The organism is Clostridium sp., from assembly GCF_050717535.1.
Lineage (GTDB): Bacteria > Bacillota > Clostridia > Clostridiales > Clostridiaceae > Clostridium_AD.
This window is the reverse complement of record NZ_JBOITM010000068.1, coordinates 1-21604: the sequence shown is the minus strand read 5'-3', so window position 1 is coordinate 21604 and position 21604 is coordinate 1. Positions and strand designations below refer to the sequence as shown.

At 32.3% G+C, this 21604-nt stretch carries 19 protein-coding genes and 1 riboswitch; of the genes, 17 read left to right on the top strand and 2 right to left on the bottom strand.

Going from position 1 to position 21604, the window contains the following annotated elements:
* Positions 1–31: 31 nt before the first annotated feature.
* The 8 genes from hemC (at position 32) to ACREVU_RS10550 (ending at position 9174) form a co-directional block, all read left to right on the top strand.
* Entirely contained in the window at positions 32–904 is an 873-nt protein-coding gene (gene hemC, locus ACREVU_RS10585) for a hydroxymethylbilane synthase (RefSeq protein ID WP_431551568.1), read from the top strand.
* A 14-nt stretch (positions 905–918) separates the two neighbouring features.
* Positions 919–2394, top strand: coding sequence for a uroporphyrinogen-III C-methyltransferase (cobA, locus tag ACREVU_RS10580; RefSeq protein WP_431551567.1), 1476 nt, complete (start codon positions 919–921; stop codon positions 2392–2394).
* Complete coding sequence (hemB, locus tag ACREVU_RS10575; RefSeq protein WP_431551566.1) at positions 2387–3355, top strand: porphobilinogen synthase; 969 nt, start codon at positions 2387–2389, stop codon at positions 3353–3355. The genes cobA and hemB overlap by 8 nt, the downstream gene beginning before the upstream one ends.
* Positions 3356–3471: 116 nt before the next feature.
* The gene (locus ACREVU_RS10570) at positions 3472–4122 is read left to right on the top strand and encodes a precorrin-2 dehydrogenase/sirohydrochlorin ferrochelatase family protein (protein ID WP_431551565.1); all 651 of its coding nucleotides are present in this window, start codon (positions 3472–3474) and stop codon (positions 4120–4122) included.
* A 78-nt stretch (positions 4123–4200) separates the two neighbouring features.
* A riboswitch (purine riboswitch) is annotated at positions 4201–4302 on the top strand.
* Positions 4303–4471: 169 nt separating this feature from the next.
* A complete protein-coding gene (locus ACREVU_RS10565; protein ID WP_431551564.1) occupies positions 4472–5593 on the top strand; it encodes a BMP family ABC transporter substrate-binding protein in 1122 nt (373 codons plus the stop codon).
* 78 nt (positions 5594–5671) lie between these two features.
* Positions 5672–7168: an ABC transporter ATP-binding protein gene (locus ACREVU_RS10560; RefSeq protein WP_431551563.1), complete on the top strand. Its 1497-nt coding sequence runs from the start codon at positions 5672–5674 to the stop codon at positions 7166–7168.
* 12 nt (positions 7169–7180) lie between these two features.
* Complete coding sequence (locus tag ACREVU_RS10555; protein WP_431551562.1) at positions 7181–8239, top strand: ABC transporter permease; 1059 nt, start codon at positions 7181–7183, stop codon at positions 8237–8239.
* Complete coding sequence (locus ACREVU_RS10550; protein WP_431551561.1) at positions 8236–9174, top strand: ABC transporter permease; 939 nt, start codon at positions 8236–8238, stop codon at positions 9172–9174. Before ACREVU_RS10555 ends, ACREVU_RS10550 begins: the two co-directional genes overlap by 4 nt.
* A gap of 90 nt (positions 9175–9264) precedes the next feature.
* Here the strand turns inward: ACREVU_RS10550 and ACREVU_RS10545 are convergent, their stop codons facing one another.
* On the bottom strand, positions 9265–9981 hold the full coding sequence (locus tag ACREVU_RS10545; RefSeq protein WP_431551560.1) for an SGNH/GDSL hydrolase family protein: 717 nt from the start codon (positions 9979–9981) through the stop codon (positions 9265–9267).
* 426 nt (positions 9982–10407) lie between these two features.
* Here ACREVU_RS10545 and ACREVU_RS10540 point away from each other — a divergent pair, with 426 nt between their 5' ends.
* The 6 genes from ACREVU_RS10540 (at position 10408) to ACREVU_RS10515 (ending at position 16729) form a co-directional block, all read left to right on the top strand.
* Complete coding sequence (locus ACREVU_RS10540; protein WP_431551559.1) at positions 10408–11424, top strand: SDR family oxidoreductase; 1017 nt, start codon at positions 10408–10410, stop codon at positions 11422–11424.
* Positions 11425–12025: 601 nt separating this feature from the next.
* Complete coding sequence (locus ACREVU_RS10535) at positions 12026–13195, top strand: ABC transporter substrate-binding protein (protein ID WP_431551558.1); 1170 nt, start codon at positions 12026–12028, stop codon at positions 13193–13195.
* A 78-nt stretch (positions 13196–13273) separates the two neighbouring features.
* Positions 13274–14167 carry a branched-chain amino acid ABC transporter permease gene (locus tag ACREVU_RS10530; RefSeq protein ID WP_431551557.1) on the top strand — a complete coding sequence of 298 codons (894 nt, stop codon included), beginning with the start codon at positions 13274–13276 and terminating at the stop codon, positions 14165–14167.
* A 3-nt stretch (positions 14168–14170) separates the two neighbouring features.
* Positions 14171–15223 (top strand): branched-chain amino acid ABC transporter permease, encoded by a 1053-nt coding sequence (locus ACREVU_RS10525; protein ID WP_431551556.1) that lies wholly within the window; start codon positions 14171–14173, stop codon positions 15221–15223.
* Positions 15223–16020, top strand: coding sequence for an ABC transporter ATP-binding protein (locus tag ACREVU_RS10520; RefSeq protein WP_431551555.1), 798 nt, complete (start codon positions 15223–15225; stop codon positions 16018–16020). Before ACREVU_RS10525 ends, ACREVU_RS10520 begins: the two co-directional genes overlap by 1 nt.
* Positions 16013–16729, top strand: coding sequence for an ABC transporter ATP-binding protein (locus tag ACREVU_RS10515; RefSeq protein ID WP_431551694.1), 717 nt, complete (start codon positions 16013–16015; stop codon positions 16727–16729). Before ACREVU_RS10520 ends, ACREVU_RS10515 begins: the two co-directional genes overlap by 8 nt.
* Positions 16730–16786: 57 nt before the next feature.
* On the opposite strand, the gene ACREVU_RS10510 is transcribed toward ACREVU_RS10515, so the two are convergent.
* A complete protein-coding gene (locus tag ACREVU_RS10510; RefSeq protein WP_431551554.1) occupies positions 16787–17218 on the bottom strand; it encodes a DUF1413 domain-containing protein in 432 nt (143 codons plus the stop codon).
* 297 nt (positions 17219–17515) lie between these two features.
* On the opposite strand from ACREVU_RS10510, the gene ACREVU_RS10505 reads away from it, so the two are divergent.
* From ACREVU_RS10505 to ACREVU_RS10495, 3 genes are all read left to right on the top strand, one after another.
* A complete protein-coding gene (locus tag ACREVU_RS10505) occupies positions 17516–18718 on the top strand; it encodes a dicarboxylate/amino acid:cation symporter (RefSeq protein ID WP_431551553.1) in 1203 nt (400 codons plus the stop codon).
* A 347-nt stretch (positions 18719–19065) separates the two neighbouring features.
* Entirely contained in the window at positions 19066–20094 is a 1029-nt protein-coding gene (locus ACREVU_RS10500) for a threonine aldolase family protein (protein WP_431551552.1), read from the top strand.
* An 81-nt stretch (positions 20095–20175) separates the two neighbouring features.
* Complete coding sequence (locus ACREVU_RS10495) at positions 20176–21339, top strand: SNIPE associated domain-containing protein (RefSeq protein ID WP_431551551.1); 1164 nt, start codon at positions 20176–20178, stop codon at positions 21337–21339.
* Positions 21340–21604: the final 265 nt, after the last annotated feature.

Here is a 21604-nt window from a genome sequence, read left to right as displayed (position 1 = left end):
AAACATATGTTTCGAGATGGAGGGTCATGATTTGGGAATAATAATAGCTTCTAGAAAAAGTAAGCTAGCACAAATTCAAACGGATATCGTTATGAGAATGATACGGGAAAAACACAACCTAAATTGCGAGATACTATTAATGAATACAAAGGGAGATAGAATACTTGATGTAAGCCTTGATAAGATAGGTGGCAAGGGTGTTTTTACAAAGGAGATTGAAATTGCAATGCTAGAGGGACGTGCGGAAGCAGCGGTTCATAGCATGAAGGACGTACCTTACGCTATGCCTGAGGGGTTTGAAATAGTATCAATTCCAATTCGAGAGGATGTCAGAGATGTATATGTATCTATGAATGGTACAACTATAGAGAACTTACCGAGGGGTGCCAGAATTGGGACAAGTAGTAAGAGACGTTCCACGCAGATTATGAATTTAAGACCGGATGCGGTGATGGTACCCATAAGGGGTAATGTTCAAACCAGGGTGGAAAAAATTGAAACAGAGAACTTGGATGGAATTATACTGGCAGCAGCTGGGTTAAAAAGGTGTGGAATGGAGTGTATTATAACGGAGTATCTTGATGTAGATGAGTTTGTACCTGCAATTGGTCAAGGTGCCCTTGGCATTGAAGCATTAAAGACAAGTAAGTATACTGATATATTAAAAAGCATAGAGCACCACGAAACCAGGATATGCGTGGATGCAGAGAGAAGCTTTATGAGAAGGCTAAATGGAGGTTGTCATGCTCCAATTGGGGCATATGCTAGGATTCAAAATAACGACATGTACATCGTTGGTGTATTTGAGTTAAATGGAAGATTTATAAAAAAAGACATATTAGGAAGCATGTATGATTACATAAGGCTTGGAACATTACTTGGTGAGAAAATAATAAATGATTAAAGAAGGTGTTTTTTATGTCAAAGGTATATTTGATTGGTGCAGGCCCTGGCGATGAGGAGCTTTTAACCCTTAAGGGTAAGAGAATTCTTGAAAAATGTGATGCAGTCTTGTATGATAGACTTGCAAATAATAGTCTTTTAAAGTATTTAAATGAAGATTGTAAAATATATTACTGTGGTAAGGAGCCAGGTTGTCATTATAAAACACAGGAAGAAATAAATGATATGCTTGTAACCCTAGCATTGTCGGGAAACACCGTTTGCAGAATAAAGGGAGGAGATCCTTATGTATTTGGAAGAGGTGGAGAAGAGGCTCTAAGACTTGAAAAAGAGAAAATAGATTTTGAAGTAATTCCAGGAATCACCTCAGCCATAGCTGTTTTAAACTATGCTGGAATTCCAGTAACTCATAGAGGTATATCACAGAGTTTTCATGTGTTTACTGGTCAAAGTGCAGAGAAACTAGACATTAATTGGAAAAGTGTAGCTACATTAAGTGGTACATTGATATTTCTAATGGGACTTAAAAATATAGAGGTTATAACAAAATCACTTATTGATAATAACAAGGATTCAGAATGTCCTTGCGCTGTTATTATGAGTGGTTCAACCTCAAAACAGAAAAAAATTGTGGGAACCCTTAGTAATATATACAGTAAGGTATTGGTATCAGGATTAAAATCACCTTGCATTATTGTGGTTGGAAGAGTCGTGGAACTAGGAGATAACCTTAATTGGTATGAAAGAAAGCCACTATTTGGAAAGAATATTTGTATAACGCGTTCAAAAGAACAGTGTAATGAAATAAATGAAAAGTTACTTGATTTAGGTGCACAGGTAACCACTATAAATTCAATTGTAATAGTAGATACCTCAAAGTGTTTATTAGATTATATTAAAAAAATTCCTTCATATAATTATTTGGTCTTTACTAGTGTAAATGCAGTTAATTTATTTTTCAAATATTTAAGGGACAATGAATTTGATATTAGGAAAATAGGTGGAGAATTTTGTGCAATAGGCCCTGCAACAGCCCAGGCAATAAAGAATATGGGAATAAGTCCACTGATTATTGCAGAGCAATTTGTTTCAGAATCTCTTCTAGCAGAACTGGAAATGCATGTGAAACCTGGTGATAAGATACTAATTCCAGGTTCGAAGATTGCTAGGAAATATCTGGGAGAGGAACTTAGAAAACTTAATTGCTCTGTGGATGAGGTTCCAATTTATGAAATAGGACAGGGCACACTTCAAAATGATGGTGTATTTGATAATGTTGATATTGTTATTTTTACAAGTCCATCAACGGTTAAAAATATGATATCAATGCTAGGAATAAATAGAATTAAAGAAAAAGAATGTTTAGCTATTGGTCCTATAACTGGGAAAGAACTTAGTAAAAATAATATTAAATATAGTGTATGCGATGAATATTCTTGTAATGGAATAATTAAAAATTTATTGCAATTAAAAGGAGAAAAACATGATTAGCAGAAGAAGAAGATTAAGAGCAAATACCGCAATTAGAGATTTAGTAAGAGAGACAATATTAACACCAAAGGACTTTATATTCCCAATATTTGCAGTAGAGGGCGAAAATATAAAAGAAGAAATTTCATCAATGCCAGGAAATTACCATTATTCAGTGGATAGACTTTATGAAATTATAGATGAGGTAGAAAAAGCTGGAATTAGAGGCATTCTTTTATTTGGTCTTCCAGATGAAAAGGATGAAATTGGAACTTCTGCATGGATAGATGATGGAATAGTTCAAAGGGCTGTTAGAAAAATAAAAGAGTTAAATAAGGATATATTAGTAATTACAGATATATGTATGTGCCAATTTACAAGTCATGGACATTGCGGAATAATAAAGGATGATGTAATTGATAATGATGAAACACTTGATTATTTAGGCAAAATTGCTATATCTCATGCAAAAGCTGGAGCGGATATGGTTGCACCTTCTGATATGATGGATGGTAGGGTTTCAGCTATTAGAGCCGTATTAGATGAAAATAATTTTAAAAATGTATCAATTATGTCTTATAGTGCTAAATACTCATCAGCATTTTATGGCCCATTTAGAGAAGCAGCTCATTCAGCACCAAAATCTGGCGATAGAAAGACTTATCAAATGGACCCAGCAAATGCAAGAGAGGCAATGTGTGAGATTGAGGATGATATAAAAGAGGGTGCTGATATTGTTATGGTTAAACCAGCAATTTCATATCTAGATGTAATAAGATGGGCAAGGGATAGATTTGATGTACCAATAGCAGCATATAGTGTAAGTGGTGAATTTGCAATGGTAAAGGCTGCAGCCGAAAAGGGACTTATAAATGAGAAAAGTGTTGCAATGGAAATGTTAACATCAATAAAGAGGGCAGGTGCGCATATTATAATTACTTATTATGCAATAGATGCATGCAAGTGGCTTAAAGAAGTTTAATAATAAATTTGTGGTGTTTATAAAAAAATAGTCAATATGCTCACTAGTCTATATAAAATGCTGACTAGTGGGCATTAAAAATATTATAAAGAAGATGTCTCTAGGAGGAGAATGCTATGACTAAATACTATCCAATGATGATTAATATTAAAAATGATAAATGTCTAGTTGTTGGTGGAGGAAATGTTGCATTTAGGAAAATTAGAGATCTTATGGAATATGGTGGTAAAATAACATTAATTTCCACAAAAATTAATGAAGAAATAAAGCACTTGATTGAAACCTCGGATAAACGCATTATATACATTGAGGATGATTACAAAAAGAAATATATAAAAGATGCTTTTATAGTTATTGCAGCAACTAATGATAAAGGGGTTAATCTTCAGGTAGCTAAAGATTGCGCGCAAAAAGACATTCTTGTTAATGTTGTAGATGATCTAGAATGCAGTAAATTTATAGTACCTGCAAAAGTTAAAAGGGGAGATTTAACAATAACCGTATCAACTAATGGTAAATGTCCATTTTATAGCAAATTACTAAGAAAAAAATTAGAACTTCAATTTGATGATAGTTACAGTACAATTACAAATATACTAGGAGATTTTAGAAAAAGTCTACTTTTAAATATAGAGTCAAGTTCTAACAGAAAAGAGATAATGGCATCTATAGACGTTGAATACTATATTAAAAGGCTTAAGGAAGTAGGTGAAGAAGGAGTTAGAGAAGAAATTAGTCTTATAATGAAAACATTAAGGACAAAATAAATATCAAAAACTATATACATTTTATGACTTTTACTGTAATATACTCTTATATACAAAATATTTGCAATATTTAAAAAATAATATATGTTCCTGTAAACCTATATATGTTTAGTAATATGGTCTAAATATTTCTCTCGGGCTACCATAAATAGCCTGACTATGGGTGATTATATATAAGTTATAAAGTTATAGGATTACTTTTTAAGTGTAACCCTATATTTTAATAGGTTTTTATATAAACTTTCCATTTTGAAATTTCAATTTGGAAAGTTTATATTTTTTGTTGCAGTTGGGTATATTAAAGATGTTATGTCTTAATATAAAATTTATAAGAATAGGGGAGCGTTTTATGAAAAAAGTTATTGGTTTAATGCTTACACTAATACTAGTGCTAGGAGGAATTCTAACAGGTTGTTCAAAAAAAGATGAAGGAAATACAGTTACCCCTGATACTAGTAAAAAAGTAAAGGTAGGTTTTATTTATGTAGGACCTATTGGTGATGGTGGGTATACTTTTGCTCATGATCAAGGAAGGCTATATCTTGAAAAGGAACTTGCAGGAAAGGTAGAAACAGTATTTAAGGAAAGTGTAAAAGAAGATGCTGCAGAGGTTGATAAGACTTGCGAAGAAATGATTAACAATGGTGCCACAGTAATTGTAGGAACAAGTTTTGGATTCATGGAGGGAATGGACAAATCTGCAAAGAAACATCCTGAAATAAAATACATGCATTGTTCAGGTTACATGCAAGAAACTAATATGTCAAATTACTTTGGAAGAGACTATCAGGTTAGATATCTTTCAGGTATTGTGGCAGGTATGAAAACTAAAACAAATAAAATCGGGTATGTTGCAGCTATGAACATTCCTGAATGTGTTAGAGGTATAAATGCATTTGCACTTGGAGTACAATCGGTTAACAAAGAAGCAGTTGTGAAAACTATATGGACTAATACTTGGTATGATCCTGCAAAAGAAAAAGAAGCAGCAAAGGCACTTTTAGACGCAGGGGTAGATGTTATTGCACAGCATCAGGATACAACCGGACCACAAATAGCTGCAGAGGAAAAGGGAGTTTGGTCTATAGGTTATAACTCAGATATGAGTAAGGCTGCACCAAACGCTTACATGACAGCTCCAATTTGGAATTGGGGACCATATTATGTAGATCAAGTAAGTAAAATTATTGCTGGGACTTGGAAATCAGAAAGTTATTGGGGAGCAATGGATGCAGATAATGCTAAAAGTATAATATACTTAGCTCCTTTAACTAAAAATGCACCACCTGATGCACAAGCTGCAGTAGATAGTGCTAAAGCTGATATAATTTCGGGTAAAAACAAAGTGTTTGTTGGACCTATATATGATAATACTGGTGTTTTAAAAATTAAAGAAGGCGAAGTTATGTCAGATAAAGATATGCTTCTCTTTGATTGGTTTGTTAAGGGAGTAGAAGGTAATGTAAAGTAGAAGGTAATGTAAAATAGAAGCTAAAGTAAATTAGAAAAGGGTGATATTATGAGTACTGTTCCACACACACACATATCAATGAAGGGAATAACCAAAGTTTTTGGTAGAGTAGTTGCCAATCATAATATTAATTTAGAAATAAATAGCGGCGAAATCCATGCATTGCTAGGAGAAAATGGAGCAGGAAAAAGTACACTAATGAACATTCTGTCAGGAATTTATATTCCTGACAGAGGTTCTATTTTTGTTAGTGGAAAAGAAGTAAAGTTTTCTGCACCAAAAGATGCTATTAAGTCAAAAATTGGAATGATTCATCAGCACTTTAAACTGGTAGAAGTAATGACTAGTTTGGAAAATATAATGATTGGTCAAAAGACTGGCTTTTTTATAAATAAGAACAAAGTAATAAAAGACATAACAGAACTATCTGATAAGTATGGTCTTGAGGTTGATGTAAATAAAAGAGTATATGATATGACAGTGGGAGAAAAACAAATACTAGAAATACTCAAGGTCATGTATAGAGGCGCAGAAATACTTGTGTTGGATGAGCCCACTACAGTGTTCACCCCTCTGGAAACGAAAAAGCTATTTAAAATAATCAATAAGATGAAGGAGCAGGGCTGTGCCATAATATTCATAAGCCATAAAATGGACGAGGTTATGGAGATTTCAGATAAGATAACTGTTCTAAGAAAGGGTGAAACCATTATTACCCTGAATAGAAAAGATACCGATCCTAAAAAATTGGCTGAGCTAATGGTGGGACATCCTGTAGATTTATCTATTAAAAAATTAAAATACGAAGGCACAGAAAATATTTTAGATGTTAAAAATCTTAGAGTATGTGATGAAGAGGGAATAGAAAGATTAAAAAAAATATCATTTAGTATAGGCGCAGGAGAAATCCTTGGAATGGCAGGTATAGTAAACAGTGGTCAAAAAGAATTATGTGAATCACTAATAGGAATGCAACCAGTAAAAGAAGGAGAAATAAATTTCAAGGGAGAAAATATTGTAGGAAAGAACACGAGAGATATAATAAAAAAAGGTATTAGTATGAGTTTTATTCCTGAAGATAGGCTTGGTATGGGCCTAGTTGGTTCTATGGACATGGTAGATAACTTAATGCTAAAGGAATATCAATGTCAACAGGGACTTTTTATAGATAAAAAACCTGCTATAAATAGAGCATTAGAAATTATTGAAACACTTGAAATAAAAACTCCAGGAATTTATTATCCTATTAAAAATTTATCAGGAGGAAATATTCAAAAGATACTATTAGGAAGGGAACTTGCTGCAGATCCTAAACTTCTTATAATGGCTTATCCAGTAAGAGGACTAGATATAAATACTTGTTATACTATATATAACCTAATAAATCAGCAGAAGGCCAAGGGGGTAGGAGTACTTTTTATTGGAGAGGATTTAGATGTTTTAATTCAACTTTGCGATAGGGTAATGGTGATTTGTAGTGGTGAAATCACCGGAATTTTGCAAGGAGTCAATGCTACAAAAGAAGAAATCGGTTTACTTATGACCGGTCATAAAAATAAGCTGCAGGAAGCATAGGAGGTGTAGTGGATGCTAAGGTTTATAAAAAGAGCTGAAATAAGCAAAGGAAAAAGTACAACCATTAGAATTTCTTCAGTAATACTTGCACTTTTGGTATTTAGCATAGTTTTTATACTGATGAAAAAGAACCCTTTAGATATTTATACATCAATGCTAAATGGAGCTTTTGGGTCCTCTTATTCTATTAGAGAAACTATTAAACTAGCGATTCCTCTTTGTATAGCTGCATTAGGGGTTGCAGTAGCTTTTAAAATGCATTTTTGGAATATTGGTGCTGAAGGTCAAATCCTTATGGGAGCCTTTGCAGCTTCCCTATTTGCACTTAAATTTCCACAAATGCCAAGACCTGCACTATTAATAATAATGATGATTGCGGGTATAATCGGTGGAAGCTTGTGGGCACTAATCCCTGCTGTTTTTAAAGCAAAGTGGGGTACAAATGAAACCATAGTCACTCTGATGATGAATTATGTTGCTATTAAATGGATAGTATTCCTTCAGCATGGGCCATTAAAGGACCCTAATGCAAAGGGATTTGCAAAAATAGCGAGCTTTACTGATAATGCTATACTTCCAGAGCTTTTCAAAGTGCACATTGGATGGATATTTGCACTGATTTTAGTTGTATTCATATATATTTTCATGAATTATACTAAAAGGGGTTATGAAATTTCGGTACTAGGAGAAAGCGAAAAAACAGCACTTTATTCTGGGGTTGATATAAAGAAAACTATAATTATTTCTATACTTTTAAGTGGGGGCTTATGTGGACTTGTTGGGATGATTCAAGCTTCAGGTATAAGCAATACACTTGGCGAAAGTGTATCTGGAGGAGTAGGATATACAGCTATAATAGTTGCATGGCTTGGGTATTTAAATGCACCAGTTATTCTGGTCATTTCAATATTATTTGCGGCTCTTCAGCAAGGAGGGTCCTTCATTCAAACCTCCTATGGAATACCGGGTGCTACGGCACTTTTATTACAATCTGTTATTTTGTTTTTTGTACTTGGTAGTGAGTTTTTTATTAGGTTTAAAATTTCTAGCAAAGGAGGTGGCGCAGAATGAATGGAATGACAACGTTTTTAGCTGCAGCAATAGTTGCAGGAACTCCTCTTCTTTTTGCAACTCTTGGCGAAATATTAATAGAGAAAGCTGGCAACCTTAATCTCGGAGTGGAAGGTATGATGCTCATGGGTGCTGTAATAGGTTTTTTGGTAGGACTAAGCACTGAAAATGTTTTTGCGGCACTCCTAGGAGCGATGGTTGCTGGAGCATTTGGTGGCTTAATATTTGCTTTTTTAACAATATCTTTAAGAGCAAATCAAGTAGTTACAGGCCTGGCCTTGGCTACCTTTGGAAGTGGGTTTTCAACCTTAATAGGCAAGCAGTTAGTTGGGCAAACTGCCCCTGCAGCAGTGAAAAACTTTTTTAAACCTTACTTTATTCCTGTAATAAGTGATATTCCTGTTATTGGACCAATATTTTTTAAACATGATGCCTTTGTGTATCTTGGGTATATATTAGCAGTGGTTATTGGTGTATATCTATACAATACAAGCAAAGGGCTAAATCTAAGAGCAATAGGAGAAAACCCAGGCTCAGCAGATGCAGCAAGTATAAATATTACATTATATAAGTATGTTCATATTCTAATTGGAGGAGCATTGTGTGGACTTGGAGGGGCTTACCTTTCGCTTGTATATATCCCTAACTGGCAAGAAAATGTTGTGGCAGGTAGAGGATGGATTGCCATAGCACTTGTTATATTTTCTGCATGGAATCCCTATAAAGCAATATTTGGAGCATTTTTATTTGGGGGACTTGATATAATAGGCTTTAGGCTTCAGGGAGCTGGGATTCACATTATTTCTCAATATCTAGTAGATATGCTTCCATATTTAGTTACCATAGCTATTCTTGTAATTGTGTCTATGAAAAAATCTAAAAGGAATGCTCCACCTAAAAATTTGGGAACACCATATTATAGGGAAGATAGATGATGAAACCATAACTTTAAGTTTCATTAAATTACTTATATGCAAATAAGGCTATGTTACCATTAAGATAATGGTAACATAGCCTTAAATTAATTATGATTGTAATAAAAAATTAAAGTTTTCATTTATATATCTTAATATAACAGTTGCTATTAATGATTGTCCACCCATATTTGGATGTATTCCGTCTTTACATAAAAACTGGCTGTAATCGCTATGTTTTGTAAACTCCGACCTTACATCTATAAGCAAAGTACCAGTTTCATTAGCTACTTCTGTAATGATTTTATTATATGAGCTATGCCAGTTGAAAAGAGCATCTTTTGTACCAAGCCAATGTAAGATATTTTTTTCTGCAAAAGAATCTTCTTTAGTTATCCAATTGAAATATTTTAGTGGATCTAGTGGTGGTAGTGTCATAAGCACTGGTAATATGTGATTATTTTTAAATGTGTCAATCATTGCACACAGTGTTTCACGATAAGTAGAAATATCAGTATTTGGTTTATACTCATCGTCAGGATTTTTAGCGATGTCTTCCCAGTTATAATCGCAGTCATTACCACCAAACTCTATTAAAACTATATCAGGTGATTTTTTTATCACATCATTATACATCTTGCTAACACCCCTCATGATGGTGCTTCCAAATTTGCCTGCATTATATACTTGACCTTTTATTTTATTTCCTATAATTGTTGTAAAGTTTTCTTTTAAAGGTGCGTATTTAGATCTTTCTTCATCGTAAATAATTCCCTTTGTAATAGAGTCACCAAATGCTATAAGAATGTAACTATCTTTTATTATCATAATATACCTCCATAGAATTAATTATTAATATCACAAATTTTCATGTATAATTCATTTAATCTATATTAACAATATATCACACAAATATAAACAATACAATACATAGTTATCAAAACTATGTATTAAATAAATCTATTTTTATTATTTGAAATCTCACATAAGCATTGGCATTATGAATATTCTTAATCTTAGGAGTTTAAACATAAAATATGGAGATTGAATCTTATTTTTTATTATTGCAACTATAATTTATACCTCAAACATATATAATTCCCATAATAATTTTATTGATACCATCTGGGCATTGTATTAATACATTTTAAGTTTGAAAAATATTTTTGTAATTCATAGTAATTATGGTATATTATGATAGAGCCTAAGAAATATTAGCCTCAAAAATAGATAATTTCAGAATGGAGGGATTTAATGAAAGCTTTATTTATTGGTGGAACGGGAACTATTAGCACTGCAATATCTAAACTTGCAGTTGAAAAGGGGTGGGAACTTTATTTATTAAATCGGGGAAATAATGTTAGCAATGTTCCAGAGGGGGCAAAAGTTTTAACTGCTGATATTAATGATGAACTTTTGGTTACTCAACTTATTAAAGATATGAAATTTGATGTGGTTACTGATTTTATTGCGTTTAAACCCTCACAGATTCAAAGGGACATTAGACTTTTTAGTGGGAAAACAAGACAGTTTATTTGTATTAGTTCGGCTTCTGCTTATCAGAAGCCTTTGTCATATTATAAAATTACTGAAAGTACACCACTTTCTAATCCTTATTGGCAGTATTCTCGTGATAAAATAGCTTGTGAAGAAAGATTAATGGAGGAATATAGGAAAAACAATTTTCCCGTAACCATAATTCGACCAAGTCATACCTATGGTGAGAGCAGTCTACCACTAGCGGTGCAAGGTAAAAATGGTCCATGGCAGGTTATTGATAGAATAATAAAAGGAAAACCAGTTATAATTCAAGGTGATGGCACTTCCCTTTGGACAGTAACTCATAATTCGGATTTTGCAAAGGCGTTTTTGGGAATAATGGGGAATCATGCAGCAATAGGAGAAGCTATTCATATAACCTCAGATGAAGCTATAACTTGGAATAACATATATGATTGTATTGGAGAAGCACTCAATATTGAAGTTAAAAAGATACATATTGCTACGGATTTCTTAGTGAAATGTCAAGCTGATTATGAGGGGGGATTAATAGGCGATAAGGCTAATAGTGTAGTTTTTGATAATAGTAAAATAAAAAGACTAGTTCCTGGTTTTGTTGCTACAGTTAGATTTGATCAAGGGGTCAAACAATCTATTAAATATATATTATCTCATCCTGAATTACAAATAGTTGATGAGGAGTTTGATATTTTTTGCGATAAAATAATTGATGCAGAGATGGAAGCTTTAAAATATTATAAAAATATGTAAAACTTTAATCGTAGAATAGAACTATATTATAAATGAAAATCTATATTATTATATAAAAATAGAGTTAGTGGATATATTGGTCTGCTGGTTCTATTTTTCATATATTTATTTATATGCAGTTGTTTATTTTATTATAAGGAGCAATAGAGTATAAATTGAAATAGTTTTTAGTATTTAGTTTATACTGCTAAGCAACAAATTATATGTATCATAAGTTGAATTTTTAATCAGAATATTATATGTATTTAAGTAATGATGAAATTGTCGATATAAAACCTCCTATATTTAGACAAAAATCATTAAAACTGCAATAAAATTATATATAAGAATCAAAAATTATAGAAATATCAATTTACATAGTTCAACATTAAATGCTATAAATAGCTACTTAAGGCAATGCGATTTGTAAAATTGAAAATGTTATCAGTTATAATATTCTGAAATATGACTAAAATATAAATACAAATTTCATAAAAATATTGTAGTAGATAAAAAAATATAGTATAATAAAAAAATAGTAGGGAAAATAAATTCAAGCTTTTAATTTATTTTCTATGTATTTATAATTTTTGTTTTTAAATAAAAAGTAGGGGGGAAAATAATGAAAAAGAAAGTATCAATTTTGCTTGCGACTCTCATGATATCTACAATGGGGTTAAGTGGTTGCGGAAAAAAAGCACCAGAAACTGGAACAGCTAGTAGTGATGTAATTAAAATAGGAGTTTTTGAGCCTATGACTGGAGCAAATGCAGCTGGCGGGGCACTAGAAATTGAAGGCATAAAGCTGGCAAACAAACTTTATCCAGAAGTGTTAGGAAAGAAAGTCGAACTTGTACTCGTAGATAATAAGTCAGATAAAGTGGAAGCAGCAAGTGCAGCATCAAGATTGGTTGATAAAGAAAATGTTACTGCGATAATTGGAAGTTGGGGAAGTTCCCTTTCCATGGCAGCAGGAGATGTTGTTAAAAAAGCGAAAATTCCTACAATGGGAACATCTTGTACAAATCCACTTGTGACATTAGGCAATGAATATTACTTTAGAGTATGTTTTATAGATCCTTTCCAAGGAACTGTTATGGCGAATTATGCTTTCAACACATTGAAAGCTAAAAAGGTAGCTATTGTTCAAGAAGTATCTAATGATTATGCAATTGGACTTGCAAAATATTTTACAGATTCCTTTAAAAAATTAACAGGAGATCCTGATTGTATTGTTGCAGTAACAAATTACAATACTGGAGATCAAGATTTCACTGCGCAGCTTACAAACTTAAAAGCTAAAAACCCCGATGCTATTTTTGCACCTGGTAACTTTACTGAATCTGCCTTAGTAATAAGACAGGCAAGACAATTAGGAATAACCACACCATTTATCGGAGGAGATACTTGGGAAACACCAGCATTTATAACAACAGGAAAAGAAGCAGTAGAAGGAGCCACATTCTCAACCTTTTTTGCTACTGAAAAGCCAATTACAAAAGAATCAGAAAAATTTCTAGCTGAGTATAGAAAAGATTATAACGGAAAAGAACCTGCAGCAGTAACGGCTCTTGGGTATGATGCATATATCATACTTTTAGATGCAATTAAAAGAGTTGGATCAGCAGATTCGGTTAAACTAAGAGATGAACTTGCCAAAACTAAAGACTTCCAAGGAGCAGCTGGAGTTATTAATTTTGATGAAAATAGAAACGCAGTAAAAAGTGCTGTAATTAAAGAAATTAAAGATGGAAAATTCACATTTAAAGAAGTTATAGAGCCTGTTAAATAGTAGCACGGAAAACAATACGCTTCCATCAAAATGGTGTGAAGCGTATTGTTCTTAATAATAGTACAAGGGGGAGGACATATGACTTTAGATACATTCTTGCAACATCTAACTAACGGGATTTCTCTTGGTAGTTTGTATGCACTGATTGCAATTGGATATACAATGGTTTATGGAATATTAAGGCTTATCAATTTTGCCCATGGTGATATTTTTATGATGGCAACATACTTTGCTTTTTATGGAGTAACTACCTTTATGTTACCTTGGTATTTTTCTTTTATAATAGCAATAATTTTGACGGGTGCACTGGGGATGTTAATTGAAAAAGCGGCATACAGACCTCTTAGAGGAGCACCTAAAATTTCAATTATGATTTCTGCAATTGGAGCCTCTTTTCTTTTAGAAAATGTAGCTATTGTTTTGTTTGGAGGAATACCAAAAGCATTTCCAACACCAGATATTTTTGATAAAATGGTTCAAATTGGAAACGTATCTGTACAAAGATTGACTTTTGTTATCCCTGTAGTTACATTTGTTTTATTATATTTACTATTATATTTGATTAATCATACAAAGAGTGGAATGGCTATGAGAGCTGTTTCAAAAGATTATGAAACAGCTGGACTTATGGGGATAGATGTAAATAAAACGATTTCATTTACTTTTGGAATTGGATCTATGCTTGCATCGGTGGGAGCATTATTGTGGGCACTTAAGTTTCCATCTCTTCTTCCACTTATGGGTGTTATGCCGGGATTAAAATGCTTTATAGCGGCAGTTATTGGAGGAATAGGAAACATTAAAGGTGCTGTTATTGGAGGCTTTATTCTAGGCATAGGTGAAATTATGCTTGTTGCATTTTTTCAAAATCTATCAGGATATAGAGATGCCTTTGCTTTTATAATGCTTATTGTTATATTACTACTTAAGCCAACAGGTATTATGGGCGAAAAAATATCGGAGAAGGTGTAGAATATGAAAAAGAGAAATATTATTTTAACTATAATTTCTATGCTGATTTTAATAGTAGTATTATTTTTTATAGACAAAAATTTGGATGCTTATAATACGAGAATATTAAATTTATGTGCTATTTATGTAATACTTGCACTAAGTATGAATTTGGTAAATGGTTTTACAGGACTCTTTTCACTAGGACATGCTGGTTTTATGGCAGTGGGAGCATATACTACGGCACTGCTCACAATGTCAGCAAACATGAAGGCTCAAAATTTTTTCTTAGCACCTATAATTAAACCACTAGCAAATTTAACACTGCCATTTTTCCCAGCATTGATTATTGCAGGATTTGTTTCAGCTTTTGTGGGATACATGATTGCAACACCAGTGCTTAGATTAAAAGGAGATTATTTGGCCATTGCAACCTTAGGGTTTTCAGAAATTATAAGGGTTGTGTTTACCAATACACAAACATTAACAAATGGAGCCTTAGGACTCAAAGGAATTCCAAACACCACAAACATATGGTGGACTTTTGGAACGGCTGCTGTTACGGTTATAATCATCGCTTCTCTCATAAATAGTTCCTATGGAAGAGCACTAAAAGCAATAAGAGAAGATGAGATAGCAGCAGAAAGTATGGGAATAAATTTGTTTAAACATAAGGTATTGGCATTTACAATTGGTGCATTTTTTGCAGGCATAGGTGGTGGACTTTTAGGAAATTTGTTAGGTACAATAGACCCACTTATGTTTAGGTTCATCTTAACCTTTAATATACTTCTTATTATCGTACTTGGTGGTATGGGCAGTATCACAGGATCAATTATTGCTGCTTTCATTGTAACAATTGCAGGAGAGGCATTAAGATTTCTCGATGAGTCCATGAATTTTGGATTTATAACAATTCAAGGAATCCCTGGTCTTAGAATGGTAGTATTTTCAGCACTCTTGATGCTGGTAGTCATCTTTTTTAGGCATGGGCTTATGGGTACCAAAGAGTTTAGCTTTGACAAAATAATTGGTATATTTAGCAGAAAGCCATCTGAAAAAGGAGGCGATAAATAATGTCAGAAGTAAAAGAAGGATTAAACACGGTATTAAAAATAGAAGATGTAAAGATGCAATTTGGAGGAGTAACTGCAGTAAAAGATTTTAACCTTACTTTAAATAAAGGAGAAATTGTGGCATTAATTGGCCCCAATGGTGCTGGAAAAACTACAGTTTTTAATATGGTTACTGGTGTGTACAAGCCAACTGAAGGGAAAATTAATTTTAATAATAGAGATATTACTGGAATGAGGCCAGATTTAATTACTAAAACAGGAATTGCTAGAACTTTTCAAAATATAAGATTATTTAAAGATTTAACGGTGCTTGACAATGTTCTAATTGCAAATCATTTAAATATCAAATCGAATTTTATGGAAGCAATTGGTAGACTCCCAAAATACAAGAGAGAAGAAAAGACAATGATGGAAAAGTCTCTTAACTTGCTTGAAAAAGTAGGCTTATTAGATCAAAAGGATGATAAGGCACACTCTCTTCCTTATGGAAAGCAAAGAAGATTAGAAATTGCTAGAGCAATGGCGACCAGCCCAGAAGTTTTGCTTCTAGATGAACCAGCAGCAGGTATGAATCCAAAAGAAACGGAAGATTTAACACGTTTTATTAAACAGATTAGAGATGAGTTTAACTTAACTATATTTATGATAGAACATCACATGCAGGTTGTAATGGGAATATCTGATAGAATCTACGTCCTTGACTATGGTGTGACTATAGCAGAAGGAACTCCTTATGATATCCAAAATAACGAAAGGGTTATACAAGCATATTTGGGGGTGAGTGAAGATGATGCTTAAAATTGATGATCTAGTAGTTTCTTATGGTGGGATTCAAGCTTTAAGAGGATCAAGTATTGAAGTTGAAGAAGGTAAAATTGTAACTTTAGTAGGTGCCAATGGCGCTGGAAAAAGCACTATGCTTCGTTCTATAGTAGGATTAGTTAAACCTAAAAGTGGAAAGATTCAATATTTAGATAGTGATTTGATGTTGATTAAACCTCAAAATATAGTAAGACATGGAATTACGTTGGTTCCAGAGGGAAGAAGAATTTTTGGAGATCTTACAGTACTTGAGAACCTAAAATTAGGCGCATTTTCAAGAAAAGATGAAAAGGAAATTAAAGAAGATATGGAATGGGTATATACTCTTTTCCCTAGATTAAAGGAAAGAATTTGGCAACAAGGAGGGACACTATCAGGTGGAGAACAACAAATGCTTGCAATAGGAAGAGCATTAATGTCAAGGCCAAAGTTACTAATGATGGATGAACCTTCTTTGGGGCTAGCGCCATTAATTATTAAGGACGTTTTTAATATTATTAAAGAGATTAATAAGCAAGGTGTAACTATTCTTCTAATTGAACAAAATGCCAATGCTGCTCTAAAAATTGCAGATATAGGGTATGTAATTGAAACGGGGCGAATTACTATTAAGGGAAGTGGAAAAGACCTATTGTGTAATGAGGATGTAAAGAAGGCTTATTTAGGGGAAAGTGTTAAGGTGTAAGTATAATGGTATTGAAGTGATTCCTATGATTTTAATATTAAAAAGAGCAACTCTATTCTAGGACAATGATAGAGGGTGCTCTTTTTTTATATTACTATCTTTCTTGTATAGAGCAATACCGGAAGAATTAGGTCCTAAAAATTTAACACCTAAGAATTCGTTATTATCTACCATACGTCTAAAAAGTCTACCAATCTTCTTGCGTTGTGATAAAGATACATTACTCCAAAACTCTGTTAAAAGGTCTGCAAATTGAAAATTACCACTAATATGATTTATGTTTGCTTTAATTAAATTTAGTATATCATCCTCAGTAAGATTATTTTGTAATATCATATTTTTTTCATCCTCACTAATAGTTTTAATTTCATTTCTAATAATTTCAGCTAAAAATTGACTTATGCCCGAATAACCCTTTATCTTTGTAAGATGTTCTAGTAATTTTAGCTCACTTTCTGCTAAACGTATACGTACATTTAATTCCTGCATTTTGAACCACCTCTGTTCACATTATAGTTTATTCTAAAAGCCAGTGCAACCATGAAATATATGGAGAATTATTAAGGTGAATCAGCTTAATGAGTACTGGTTGTGTTTATTAACATTGATAAAACCATCAAAGGGTTATATAATGTTACTATAGGTTACGCAACATTTAAGAATATTATTTTTGGGTAATAGAAAACGTCTTCACAGGTAAAAAAGATAAGTAAAGAAATTATTGGATATATTTATATATGGTTTCTTATTAAAGCTTATAACTAGATTTTACAAGGAGGAATAAAAATGAAAAAAATAGGGTTACTTCCTAGACTTATTATAGCTATTATCTTAGGTATCATTTTAGGAAGTATACTTCCTGAAACAGGGATAAGGCTTTTTGCAACATTTAATGGATTATTCGGGCAATTTTTAGGATTTGCTATACCACTTATAATTATAGGATTTGTGGCGCCTGGTATAGGGGATCTTGGTGCTGGAGCTGGTAAGATTCTAGCTATAACAGCTGGAATAGCATATGCATCTAGTGTACTTGCCGGAACACTAGCATTTTTTGCTAATGATACTATTCTTCCAATATTTTTAGAACCTGGATCACTAGGAGCAGGTTTTGGTAAAGGAGAGCTCGCTAAAGCATTTATTAATGTTAAAATACCGCCAATAATGGATGTAATGACAGCATTAGTTCTTGCATTTACATTAGGTATAGGAATTGCTGTGATAAAATCTACTGTAATAAAGGGTGTTATGAAAGAATTTCAAGATATTATTACTAAACTGATTACTGGTATAGTAATTCCATTACTTCCTATATATATTATGGGAACTTTTGCTAATATGACTTATGCTGGACAAGTTGCTTCTATATTAAAAGTATTCTCAAAAGTATTTGTATTAGTACTTATACTTCACTTTACAGTAATTGTTCTTCAGTATTTAATTGCTGGAACAATAGCTGGTGTTAATCCATTCAAATTAATTAAAACAATGATTCCTGCATATTTAACAGCTATAGGAACTCAATCCTCTGCAGCAACTATTCCAGTTACACTTGCTCAAACTAAAAAAAATGGAGTGAGTGAAGGAGTGGCTGACTTTGTGGTTCCACTTTGTGCAACTATACATCTTTCAGGCAGTACTATAAGTATAGTAAGTTGTTCCATTGCAATAATGATGTTAAATGGAATGAATTATAGTTTCGGAACTTTCTTTGGATTTATTTTGGCCTTAGGAGTTACAATGGTTGCTGCACCGGGTGTTCCTGGTGGAGCTGTAATGGCAGCACTTGGACTACTTCAAGGCATGCTTGGATTTAATGAGCAATTAACATCCCTAATGATAGCTCTATACCTAGCTCAAGATAGCTTTGGTACTGCTTGTAACATAACTGGTGATGGAGCAATTGCAGTGTTAATAAATAAGATTTCTGGACATAAACTTTTTGAACAACAACATGAAACTACAAAGGACAAAAAAAATGTTGCTTAAACGTACTTTTTAAAACCTAATATATTATTTTAAATTATGAATATGAAAAAAATAAAAAATGCGAAAACTATCTTGCCCGTTAGAGTTAATATTAATACGGATGTTTTAAGTATACATGAAGAGAATATTAAAAAATTTGCAGGATTAATGAATAAAAAATAATAGCCGATTGCTATAATTATATAAAGTAATAGAATGAAAAGTACTGTTCAGTTAAGAGAATAGTACTTTTTATGTTGTTCATTGTTTAAAAGTTGTATAATAACATTGTAAGCTACATAGAAAAAGATTATTATAGAAAATTTGAGAAGTATAAATGCTAACATAACGAAAGGAGCATAAAGCTAATGTATAGTTTTAAAAATGATTATAGCGAGGGAGCTCATCCTAATATATTAAAAGCATTAATGAAATCAAATATGGAGCAGACAGATGGGTATGGAGAAGATTCGTATTGTCTAGCTGCAATTGCATTGTTGAAGGATAAATTAAACTGTAATGATGTTGATATTCATTTGTTTTGTGGTGGAACTCAAACAAATCTTACCGTCATTTCTGCCTTTTTAAGACCACATGAAGCGGTTATTTCTGCAAATACAGGTCATGTATTAGTTCATGAAACTGGAGCTATTGAAGCCACTGGTCATAAAATTATTTCAATTAAAGTAGATGATGGGAAGCTTAAGCCTATTCATATAAAAATGGCATTAGAAGAGCATACTGATGAGCATATGGTAAAGCCTAAGATGGTTTATATTTCAAATCCTACAGAAATAGGCTCAGTCTATAAAAAACAAGAATTGGAAGATTTAAGTGAATGTTGCAAGAAAAATAACCTTATTTTATATATGGATGGTGCCAGACTTGGATCTGCACTATGCTCAAAAGATAATGATATTGAGCTTTCAGACTTGACAAAATTAACTGATGCTTTTTATATTGGTGGAACTAAAAATGGTGCATTATTAGGAGAAGCTCTTGTTATTCGTAAAGATTCGCTTAAGGAAGATTTCAGATTTCTTATTAAGCAGAAGGGTGGATTACTTGCAAAGGGAAGGTTAATTGGTATACAGTTTTTGGAGCTTTTCAAAGATAATCTATTTCTAGAATTGGCAAAACATGCTAACGATATGGCACAGCAGTTAACTAAAGGTATTAGTGCATGTGGATACAAATTTTTGATCCTGTCACCAACAAATCAAATATTCCCAATATTGCCTAATGAAACAATTAAAAAGCTACAAGAAAAGTATGCTTTTTATATATGGCAAAAAATTGATGAGGATAATTCTTCTATTCGTTTAGTAACATCCTGGGCTACAAAGCAAGAGGCGGTTGAATCATTTATCAATGATCTTAGATTGTTTAGCAATTAGTTTTTGGATGGCATTACCATATTTATGATCTGAAATTTTATGGTATAATGTAAGCTATTAAATTTATGAGGAGTGGTTTCAATGGCAATACTTACATCTATTAAGGATGTTTTAAACGCGAAGCAATATAAACTTGATTTTGAAAGGTTAGTTGAGGAAAATAAAAGATTAAAACATATAAAACTAACTCCATCTCAGATGGCCCTTAGCCAAATTTTAGCTAAAACTAAAGATCTTGAAGTGGAGCTAGAAGGATACGATAATCTAATTGAAACAAAACGGAAAGCAATAGAAGAACTTAACATAGAATATAAGGAGCAAGCTGAGTATCAAACTAGAGAATTTGAAGAGAAATCAAATGAATATGATAATTTAATAGGGCTAAAAGGTAAAGAACTTGATGACAAATCAAGAGAATTTGAGGAATTAATTGAGATTAAAAGTAGTGAATATGATAATTTAATCGGACTAAAAGGAAAAAATCTTGAAGATAAATCTGCAGAGTACGATGAATTAATTCAAAGCAAAACTGAAGAGTATGATAATTTAGTAGTAATAAAGGCAAAAGATCTTGAAGATAAAAAAATAGAATATGATGATTTTATTGAACTCAAGACCAAAGAATATGAGGATCAAACTAGACTGAATGCTGATGAATTTCAAGATAAATCGGATGAGTATGAAATTATAATTCAAACAAAAACAAAATCCATTGAAAATCTTGACTTAGAATATAATAAATTGAAAGATTGCATAGAAAACTTAAAGTCTCAAATAGTAAACATAGATGATGAGGTTTCAATGCAAGATTTTGGTATTTATAAGCCTCAATATAATTTATTGAATTCAGTAAAAGGTGCTACAATGCTTCAGGATATAAGAGAGAAACAAAAGGACATGATTAAATCTAAAGAAGCTATAGAATTTAAGCAATGGATTGTTAATGGTAGTATAAAAGAAGGCAATGAACTGGTGGAGGATATGACTGAGGATATGATTAAACTAGTTCTGAGGATATTTAATGATGAGTGTGATTCTATTATTGAAAAGGTGAAATTTAGTAATATAGAAGTAATAGAAAACAGAATTAAATCGTTTTTTGAAGATTTAAATAAGCTGGGTAATCTAACTCAAGTTAAAATAATTCCTAAATATTTCAACACTAAATTAGAAGAACTTTATCTTGCTTATGAATACAAATTGAAGGAACAAGAAGAAGAAGAAGAAAGTCGAATTTTAGAATAGTGGAATGCGCAGAATAATTTATTATTTAAAGAAAAACAACCTTGTAACTTAATAAATTACAAGGTTGTTTTTCTATTATATATTGGCTTTTAAAGTAAATTCAGCCTCTATTTAAACTAGATGGTTGTAGTGCTATAATGAGTAAATTCGGAAACTAATCGCTAATTTAACAAAGCCTAAAAAAAAGTGTTTTAAACCGTAGGTTCATTAGAATTGCTTATTTATTGTTGTTTAAAATGTAAATTAATAAAAATGAGCATAGCAA

Excerpts from the sequence above, each read along its gene's own strand:
- ACREVU_RS10505 (WP_431551553.1), top strand. The coding sequence starts at position 17,516 with ATGAAAAAAATAGGGTTACTTCCTAGACTTATTATAGCTATTATCTTA.
- ACREVU_RS10500 (WP_431551552.1), top strand. The coding sequence starts at position 19,066 with ATGTATAGTTTTAAAAATGATTATAGCGAGGGAGCTCATCCTAATATA.
- ACREVU_RS10520 (WP_431551555.1), top strand. The coding sequence starts at position 15,223 with ATGTCAGAAGTAAAAGAAGGATTAAACACGGTATTAAAAATAGAAGAT.
- ACREVU_RS10570 (WP_431551565.1), top strand. The coding sequence starts at position 3,472 with ATGACTAAATACTATCCAATGATGATTAATATTAAAAATGATAAATGT.
- hemB (WP_431551566.1), top strand. The coding sequence starts at position 2,387 with ATGATTAGCAGAAGAAGAAGATTAAGAGCAAATACCGCAATTAGAGAT.
- cobA (WP_431551567.1), top strand. The coding sequence starts at position 919 with ATGTCAAAGGTATATTTGATTGGTGCAGGCCCTGGCGATGAGGAGCTT.
- ACREVU_RS10565 (WP_431551564.1), top strand. The coding sequence starts at position 4,472 with ATGAAAAAAGTTATTGGTTTAATGCTTACACTAATACTAGTGCTAGGA.
- ACREVU_RS10555 (WP_431551562.1), top strand. The coding sequence starts at position 7,181 with ATGCTAAGGTTTATAAAAAGAGCTGAAATAAGCAAAGGAAAAAGTACA.
- ACREVU_RS10560 (WP_431551563.1), top strand. The coding sequence starts at position 5,672 with ATGAAGGGAATAACCAAAGTTTTTGGTAGAGTAGTTGCCAATCATAAT.
- ACREVU_RS10510 (WP_431551554.1), bottom strand. The coding sequence starts at position 17,218 with ATGCAGGAATTAAATGTACGTATACGTTTAGCAGAAAGTGAGCTAAAA.
- ACREVU_RS10495 (WP_431551551.1), top strand. The coding sequence starts at position 20,176 with ATGGCAATACTTACATCTATTAAGGATGTTTTAAACGCGAAGCAATAT.
- ACREVU_RS10550 (WP_431551561.1), top strand. The coding sequence starts at position 8,236 with ATGAATGGAATGACAACGTTTTTAGCTGCAGCAATAGTTGCAGGAACT.
- ACREVU_RS10540 (WP_431551559.1), top strand. The coding sequence starts at position 10,408 with ATGAAAGCTTTATTTATTGGTGGAACGGGAACTATTAGCACTGCAATA.
- ACREVU_RS10515 (WP_431551694.1), top strand. The coding sequence starts at position 16,013 with ATGCTTAAAATTGATGATCTAGTAGTTTCTTATGGTGGGATTCAAGCT.
- ACREVU_RS10535 (WP_431551558.1), top strand. The coding sequence starts at position 12,026 with ATGAAAAAGAAAGTATCAATTTTGCTTGCGACTCTCATGATATCTACA.
- ACREVU_RS10525 (WP_431551556.1), top strand. The coding sequence starts at position 14,171 with ATGAAAAAGAGAAATATTATTTTAACTATAATTTCTATGCTGATTTTA.
- ACREVU_RS10545 (WP_431551560.1), bottom strand. The coding sequence starts at position 9,981 with ATGATAATAAAAGATAGTTACATTCTTATAGCATTTGGTGACTCTATT.
- ACREVU_RS10530 (WP_431551557.1), top strand. The coding sequence starts at position 13,274 with ATGACTTTAGATACATTCTTGCAACATCTAACTAACGGGATTTCTCTT.